Origin of the sequence: Paenibacillus sp. AR247, assembly GCF_002968895.1 — a bacterium.
Classification (GTDB): Bacteria; Bacillota; Bacilli; order Paenibacillales; family Paenibacillaceae; genus Paenibacillus_AQ; species Paenibacillus_AQ favisporus.
This window is the reverse complement of sequence record NZ_PCZT01000012.1, coordinates 113,539-121,175: the sequence shown is the minus strand read 5'-3', so window position 1 is coordinate 121,175 and position 7,637 is coordinate 113,539. Positions and strand designations below refer to the sequence as shown.

At 56.1% G+C, this 7,637-nt stretch carries 8 protein-coding genes; 1 reads left to right on the top strand and 7 read right to left on the bottom strand.

The window, feature by feature from the left end; translation table 11 throughout:
- Positions 1 to 474 (bottom strand): NADPH-dependent FMN reductase (locus CPT76_RS21850; RefSeq protein ID WP_181152992.1); only part of this gene is annotated, 474 nt, incomplete at its 3' end.
- A 228-nt stretch (positions 475 to 702) separates the two neighbouring features.
- Here CPT76_RS21850 and CPT76_RS21845 point away from each other — a divergent pair.
- The gene (locus CPT76_RS21845; protein WP_105444462.1) at positions 703 to 1,056 is read left to right on the top strand and encodes a LytTR family transcriptional regulator DNA-binding domain-containing protein; all 354 of its coding nucleotides are present in this window, start codon (positions 703 to 705) and stop codon (positions 1,054 to 1,056) included.
- Positions 1,057 to 1,277: 221 nt separating this feature from the next.
- Here CPT76_RS21845 and CPT76_RS21840 read toward each other — a convergent pair whose 3' ends face one another.
- The 6 genes from CPT76_RS21840 to CPT76_RS21815 all read right to left on the bottom strand — a co-directional run.
- Positions 1,278 to 2,237 carry a glycerate kinase family protein gene (locus CPT76_RS21840; RefSeq protein WP_105444461.1) on the bottom strand — a complete coding sequence of 320 codons (960 nt, stop codon included), beginning with the start codon at positions 2,235 to 2,237 and terminating at the stop codon, positions 1,278 to 1,280.
- Complete coding sequence (locus tag CPT76_RS21835) at positions 2,128 to 2,811, bottom strand: NAD(P)-dependent oxidoreductase (RefSeq protein WP_105444460.1); 684 nt, start codon at positions 2,809 to 2,811, stop codon at positions 2,128 to 2,130. Before CPT76_RS21835 ends, CPT76_RS21840 begins: the two co-directional genes overlap by 110 nt.
- Before the next feature lie 256 nt (positions 2,812 to 3,067).
- Complete coding sequence (locus CPT76_RS21830) at positions 3,068 to 4,606, bottom strand: right-handed parallel beta-helix repeat-containing protein (RefSeq protein ID WP_105444459.1); 1,539 nt, start codon at positions 4,604 to 4,606, stop codon at positions 3,068 to 3,070.
- Positions 4,607 to 4,741: 135 nt separating this feature from the next.
- Positions 4,742 to 5,698, bottom strand: a complete 957-nt coding sequence (locus tag CPT76_RS21825) for a carbohydrate kinase family protein (RefSeq protein WP_105444458.1) — start codon at positions 5,696 to 5,698, stop codon at positions 4,742 to 4,744.
- Complete coding sequence (gene melA / locus CPT76_RS21820) at positions 5,695 to 6,996, bottom strand: alpha-galactosidase (protein WP_105444457.1); 1,302 nt, start codon at positions 6,994 to 6,996, stop codon at positions 5,695 to 5,697. The genes CPT76_RS21825 and melA overlap by 4 nt, the downstream gene beginning before the upstream one ends.
- A 32-nt stretch (positions 6,997 to 7,028) precedes the next feature.
- A partial coding sequence (locus tag CPT76_RS21815; RefSeq protein ID WP_105444456.1) for a carbohydrate ABC transporter permease occupies positions 7,029 to 7,637 on the bottom strand: 609 nt, incomplete at its 5' end.

Sequence of the window (7,637 nt, the reverse complement as noted above, 5' to 3'; positions counted from 1 at the left end):
CTCTCCGGCCCGGAGCTTCTGATTGAGGAAAGGTACCGTGAAAGACCCGCCCTCCACCAGGTCAGCCGTCATCATCCTAAGGGTCATCTGAAGGGACTCATGCGCCTTCTCTCCACCGGTTTCCATCGGCGATCCGCTGACGACAGTGACGGGCTTGTAGACGAATTCTCCGGACGATACCAGCCAGTCGAGCGCATTCTTCAGCACGCCGGGCACGCCATGGGCATATTCGGGGGTGCTGATGATCACGCCGTCCGCCTGACGGATCGTGTCACGAAGCCGGGCCACCGAAGGGGCCGGGTCGTCTCCATCCAAATCCGGGTTAAAATGGGGAAGGTCTCCGATGCCTTCAAATATCGAAATCTCCATCGTTTCCGGCGCCAGCGGATAGAGGGCGTGAATCAGGCTCGTATTGGACGATTGTCTCCGGAGGCTTCCGGAAATCGCCGTGATCTTTATAGGACTTGAGTTCAAAGGCATTCGTCCTTTCTCGGTTTGACATTGGCGGGCGACCGCGCATATCGCAGCCGTCTATGACCATTGTGGCCGTAATGGAAAATTTGGTCAATACCGTGAGCGCTTTTGTCCAAGTTCACAAAAAAAATCATAAAATTCACAAATTTACTCTTATGCAGGACGAAAAAGTGTGGTAGAATGAAAGCGCTAACACTTTATCATCTTCTAAAAGGGGGCTTTGGTAAGATGACTTCATCCGACAAGGTGCTGCAGGAATATCATCAATTTGATCCGGTGACGGACGCGTTTTTCTTTAAGGTCGGCGGTCAGGGACAGGTTATTTTCCACGGCAGAAACTATATTATCAAGAAACGGTTAACCAGCCAGGAAATTTCCGCTTTGATCTCGCAGCCCAATTTTGTCCGAGCCGCATCCAACATCCATGTCAACGTGAATAAAATTACTTCCTTTGAAGGCAACGTCCTTCACTTCCGCGATGATTTTGCTTACCCCCGCACCATTTCCGTTTCCAAACGCGTTTTGGAGCAGATTAAGAAACGGATGTCCAGCCCGCTGACGGATATGACGCTGAAGAAATAACACAAACCAAAATCAAGGGGTCATCACAGAAAAAAAGCAGCAGTTGGCCGGGCTTTCCGGACACTGCCGCTTTTTTTATATCCAAAAGCATAAACTTCCTGGGCTAAACATCCTGATCTCGCAAAAAATGTTCCGCTAAACGCGGTCTGGCTTCTTGGCATGTACGTCGATAGTCTTTATGATATTGCCCTTTAAAAAGACGATTCGTTGACGGCATAATTCTACCCACGGACGATTCCGGCAAAAGTCCGGATCACCTGCTCAGCCGACATCTCCAGCAGCTCTCCGGCACGGGCCACCGCTTCCTCCAGCGCCATCGGTCCGTTCACGATGCTGTGCACGCTGAGGATTCCCGCATCATACAGCGGCTCGATCCCCGGCCCCACCGATCCGGCCAGGGCGATGACTGGAACCCCGTGCCGCCGCGCTTCCTTGGCGACGCCCATCGGCGTCTTGCCGGATGCGGTCTGAGCGTCCATCCGGCCTTCGCCGGTGATGACGAGGTCCGCGCCTTCCAGGTGCGCCATGAATCCCGAATGCTCGATCACGAGATCGATGCCGCTCCTCATCTCGGCTTTGAAAAAAGCGAGCAGCCCCGCTCCTACGCCGCCGGCTGCGCCCGCTCCCGGCAGGTCATGCACGCGCAGGCCCGTCGCCTCCAGGATGCGGTCCGCCCAGACGCACATCCCCTGTTCCAGCACCGCGACCATCTCGGGCGTCGCGCCCTTCTGCGGGCCATACACATGGGACGCGCCGTTTGGGCCGAGCAGCGGGTTCTGCACGTCGGAAGCGATCACGAAGGTCGATTCGGCAAGCCGTGCATCCATTCCGCCCATGTCGATCGCCGCCACGCGCTGCAGCTCCAGGCCCCCGCGTCCAACCGGCTGCCCGGCCTCATCCAGCAGCCGCACGCCAAGCGCCTGCAGGATGCCGGCGCCTCCGTCGTTTGTGGCGCTGCCGCCGATCGCCATAATAAATTGGCGGCAGCCCGCATCGAGCGCGCGGCGGATCGCCTCGCCGGTCCCGTACGTCGTCGTATGCAGCGGGTCCCGCTCCTCAGCGGCGATCAGCTCAAGCCCGGACGCGCTGGCCAGCTCCACCACGCAGGTGGATCCTCCGTGGATGAGGCCGTACTCGGCGTCGACCGGCCTTCCCAGCGGGCAGCTGCTCGAGCGGGACACGCCGGACGCCGCTGTCTTCGTCCCCGTCCGCCTTCCCCGGTCTGCCGGATACTAGTACGCGCATGCCCAAAGCCTCCGCCAGCCGCGCGACCTGGCGGCCGATCCGGCCATAGCCGACGATCCCCATCGTCTTACCCCAGAGCTCGATTTGCGGAGTCAGCGTGTAGGAGAAATCCACCGCCTTCGCCCAATCTCCCGAGCGTACGCTGTCTCCATGCCGCCCGATCTGGTGGCAGAGCTCAAGCAGCAGCGCGAACACAAACTGTGCCACAGACTCGGTTCCGTATGCCGGCACATTCGTCACCGTAATCCCGCGCGCAGCAGCGGCTTCAATGTCAACTACATTGTAGCCGGTCGCAAGCACGCCGACGTAGCGGAGGTTCTCTGCCGCCTCCAGCACCTCCCGCGTCAGCTGGGTTTTATTCGTCAGCACAATTTCGGCGTTCCCGATCCGCTCCTGAATCAGCCCGGCGGGGGTGCGCTCGTAGACCGTCACGGAACCGAGCTTTCCCAGCTCGTCCCAGCTTAAATCCCCTGGGTTCAGCGTATGTCCGTCCAGCACGACGATGTTCATTCCAGTCAACTCCTGTTCCTGAAAGTGTAATAGATTCCCGCATCTTCAGCTAGCAGCAGGAGAGTTACATCTACTATACCATTCAGGCAGTACCGGGTGAACAAGTCTGTTTCGACAACAGTCCCGCCAAGCGGGAAATCATTTTAAGATCTGGATGCGAGACCTTTGCTGAGAACTAGACTTTCCCTCATAAAATAAAAGCAGCCCCCCGCGAAAGGAGGCTGCTAATTAGGCTTGCGGTGACGATGAACGAACGTTATTCGTCCGCGCCAATATTGACGCCTGCCCCTTGAATGCGGGGCTGCCCGTCGATATCGAGCGACCCGATATCCGAATCCGTCAAGCCCTTATCAATGGCGGGCGATCCCGCCTTCAGGTGTAAATCGCCTGCAGCGGGGTTCACAAGGAGTGGATCGGCGAATACGGAATGGGCATCATTGCCCGTTCCATTTTTATAAGCAGCAAAGCCGGTGTATTCTTTGTTTTTCCAGGTCCAGCTGGCATCCGAGCTTCCGCCGGGAGCGAAGTACAGATTGTAATCCACGACGTTGCCGGAATTTTTCGTGTATTCATTATAAATGAGCACATCGGTAGAACTGGCCACAAAAATGTTGTTACGGATGACGTTGTTCTGGGTATCGTACTGCACGTAGAGCTGACCGCTGCCGTCGCCAATGGTGTCATTTTTGTACAGCGTATTGTTGACGATGTGGCAGCCTACCGTCGAGCCGCGATCTGTGTCGTATCCGCCCATGGCGATGCCCGTCAAACGGTTGTTGTAAATGAAGTTGCTGCGGATCGTAATGTTGCTGGTCGCCTTGCCGGCATGCTCGGAGGCGATTTCCACCCCGATATCGTTGTTATAGCTGTAGTTACGCTCGATGATGCTGTCCTTGCCTCCATCGACATAAATGCCGTCCGCCGAATTGCTGTTGTTCGGAAGCTTTTTGCCGTAGGAAGGATTGTTATTGGAGGTGATATTGTACACTTTATTGCCGCTGATGATTCCGTTTCGTGCCTGGTCGTAGGCGGAGTTCGGCGACTTCCCTTCGAATCCGATCACGTCGATACCGATGTTGTCGTTGTCGTGAATGATATTGTTCGTCACGGCAAAAGTATCCACATTTCCGTTAAGAACGAGCGTTTCGCTGGACCCCAGCACCAGATTGTACAGCTCATTGCCGTCGATCGTCACGTCATGAATGGATTCCGGCGCCTTGGTTCCGTACACGGCGATGCCGTGCGCATCCCGGCCCAGCAGGTCGATGCCGGCAGGAGTCGACGTGTTTTTGATATCATGGATCTTGTTTTTGGAAAGGGTAATGTTGCCGCCTGCGCCATGAACATATATCCCAACGGGCATGACGTTGCTGGCAGTCGTCGTATAATTGCGAATTTCGAAACCTTGAATGGTCACATAGTTGACATCGGCAAGGTCAACGATGCCTTCCGTTCCGCTTACGGGAAGTCCCGTACCGTCAATAACCGGCGTCTCGCCGCTGTAATTGGCAAAGGTGATCGGCCCTTGGTCCGCGGAACCGGACTTGGTGATCTTCAGCTTTTGGTTATACACCCCGCCCCGGACATAGACCGTGCTTCCCGGGCCGGCTGTGTCCGCCGCATGCTGCAGCGTTGCCCACGGTGCGGCGCTCGTACCCGCATTCGAATCGCTTCCGTTAACAGCAACGTAGTACTCGGCGCCCGAAGCCTCGACGGTCTGTGACGCCGTATACCCGATTCCAAGCCCTAATACAGCCAGACTGATACCTGCAATCAGTGTTTTACCGAATTTCACGAAATATCAACTCCCATGATTAAAGTTTGAACTGAAATGAAAAGGATCCGATTTAGACTTGCTATGTAATGTGTCGATCACCCCCTTTGCCCGGACTCTCATGAACCTTTGCCTGAGCTTCCACCGCCGAGGCGCTTACTGGAGCGGCCGCCTTCCCTGCAGGGCCGATACCGCCGCCGCTGTCGGCAAATGGCCGGTTCCCCCCACGCCCAGCGTGGATAACGCGCCGCAGGCATTGGCGTACTCAAGCAGCTCTCTGCCGGTCAAGCCTTGGAGGAAACCGCAAATCAATCCGGCATTGAAGCAATCGCCTGCTCCTGTCGTGTCCACGGGGGTAACCGGATAAGGGGGCGCCGACACGACAGAACCATCAGGAGACCGGAGCGATGCACCCTTTGAGCCTTGTTTGATGGCGATCAGACCGGGAACGGCCGCCAATTGGCCGAATACCGTTGCTACGCTGTCCTGCTCAAAAATATGCAGCGACTCCTCCTCGCTGGGGATAAACAAATCGGTAACGGCCAGCAGTGCGCGGATCCCTGCAGCATCCCACCGGCCACGGACGTCCCATCCGGTATCAAAAGATGTGCTGACCCCTAAGTCCTGCGCCTTCCCGAACAGTTCCTTCCAATGCGGCCGCATGCCGTCCTGCAAATAGTAGGAGCCAAAATGCAAATGATCCGCCTCCTGAATCAAAGCATCGGGAATATGGCCGGGCGTCAACAGCGGAATACTTCCGGGATACGTGATCAAACCGCGGTCGGAAGGCGTCGTAAACGAGATGGTAACCCCCGTTGTGACCTCCGGCAGCACCGCTACATGATCGGTGTTCACCCCCAGCCGCTGCAGCTCGCCCAGGCAGAAGCGGCCGAAGTCATCCGCCCCCACCACGCTGACGAACCGCACGTCCAGGCCGAGGCTGGACAGCGCGCTCGCGGTAATCGCCGAAGAGGAGCCGAGAACGACGTCAAAGCCGTCGACGATTTTCTCCCGGTTCCATTCCGGGATCACGTCCGTTCCTGAAATAATGATGTCCACGTTCAGCTCACCGGCCACAACGACAATCGGTTTATTCTTGTCCGCTCTCCTCATTTCAGCACCGGTATGAAGTCGCGCTCCGCTTCATACAGCTCCTCAAACATGTCGCTGATCTCATCCAGCGAGCAGACGGCGGCGGACAGCGGATCGACCATCAGGGCATGGCGGGCCATTTCCTTGTCGTTATTCAGTACAGCGCCGACGGCCAGGTCAAAGAACGCCATGTTGGACCGGCACAGCGCGGCCAGATGCTCAGGCAGGCTGCCGAAACGGCATGGATTGACGCCATTGCGGTCGACCATGCAGGCTACTTCGACGATCCCGTCCCCGGGAAGATTGTGAATCAGCCCTTCGTTCGGCACGTTTCCGTAAATCACCTTCGGTTCATTTTTCAGCATCGCTTCAATAATGATAGCCGCGTATTCATTGCTTGGCGCAAGCTCGATCGGGAGGGAGCCTTCCAGCTGCTTGACGATTTTTTCGTCGTTTTCCTTGCGCCAGATCGGCCAGTTATCCGCATAGTAGCCTGTCGCGCCATTATACCCGGTGCTGCAGTGCTTGTCGATTAAGGACTGCCGTTTGCGGTAGTACGGAATGTACTCCGAAAAGTGCCCGCTGGACTCCGAGACAAAAGCGCCCAGGTACTTCATGGCGTCAAAGCGCACAGGGTCCTTTTTCAGCAGGTCGGGATTCTGGATCTTTTCCCGAAGCACAGGGTACAGATCTTTTCCCTCGTGGGTCAGCTCCACAAACCAGGACATATGGTTGATTCCCCCGGCCCGCCACTGCATGTCTTCGTAAGGTACGCCGGCGTATTTGGCTAACTGCCGGGACGTATTCTGGATGGAATGGCACAGGCCGACGACCGGAATGGAGGTCACCCGCGACGTCAGCAGGGTCACCGCCGACATCGGATTCGTATAGTTCAGAATGGTCGAATCCGGGCACAAATCCTCCACATCGCGGATGATGTCCATCCAGCTCGGAAGCGTGCGCAGCGTTTTAAACAGTCCGCCCGGCCCCAGCGTATCGCCGATGCATTGATTGACCCCGTATTTCAGAGGAATCTCGTACTCATAGCGGACCGTTTGCAGCCCGCCCACTTCGATTTGGTTGATGACGAACTGCGAGCCCCCGATGACCTCCCTGCGATCGGTCGAAGCGATAACGTTCCAGCGCTTGCCGGACAGCTCAATGATTTTCTCGACCAGCTTGCGGGCGATCTCCAGCCGCTCCGCGTCGATATCCACCAAAGCGATCGTCCCGCCCTCAATGCCTTCAATCAGTAAAATGTCCGTGGCGATGTCCTGCGTAAAGGCGCTGCCTGCGCCGATAATCGATATTTTAGTCATGTAGTTTCTCCTCCTCATGGTCTCTTCTCTTTTTATTTCATGCCTGTCATCGTAAGTCCTTTAATAAACTGCTTCTGGAAAATCAGGAACACCACAATCACCGGCAGGGTGATGAGCACAGCCGCCGACATGACGACGTTATAGTTGACCATATGGGTTCCGTTAAAATAAACAAGGGCGAGCGGCACGGTCATTTTGCTCTCGTCGTTCAAAATAATGAGAGGCCATAAATAGTTGTTCCAGGCATTCATAAACGTAAAAATACCAAGCGCCGACAGCATCGGCAGAATCAGAGGCGCAATGATCCGGACCATCAGCCGCAGCTCGCCCGCCCCGTCGATCCTTGCGGCATCGAGCAGATCCTGGGGAATGTCCTCGATGAACTGCTTCGCCAGAAACACTCCGTAGGAGCTGACCAGATTGGGCAGGATAATTGCCAGCAAATGATTGACCAGCCCCAGTTTGGCCGTAATCAAATACGTCGGAATCATGACCACCTGAAACGGAATCATCATCGTTGCCAAGATCAGGATGAACAGCAGCTTCTGCCCCTTAAATTGATGCTTGGCGAAAATATAGCCCGCAAGGGCGCTCGTAAATAACGTCGCGGCTGTAATAACAACCGACGTCATCGCGCTGTT

Coding starts and splice junctions, on each gene's coding strand:
- melA (WP_105444457.1), bottom strand. CDS start 6,996: ATGACTAAAATATCGATTATCGGCGCAGGCAGCGCCTTTACGCAGGAC.
- CPT76_RS21845 (WP_105444462.1), top strand. CDS start 703: ATGACTTCATCCGACAAGGTGCTGCAGGAATATCATCAATTTGATCCG.
- CPT76_RS21825 (WP_105444458.1), bottom strand. CDS start 5,698: ATGAGGAGAGCGGACAAGAATAAACCGATTGTCGTTGTGGCCGGTGAG.
- CPT76_RS21835 (WP_105444460.1), bottom strand. CDS start 2,811: ATGAACATCGTCGTGCTGGACGGACATACGCTGAACCCAGGGGATTTA.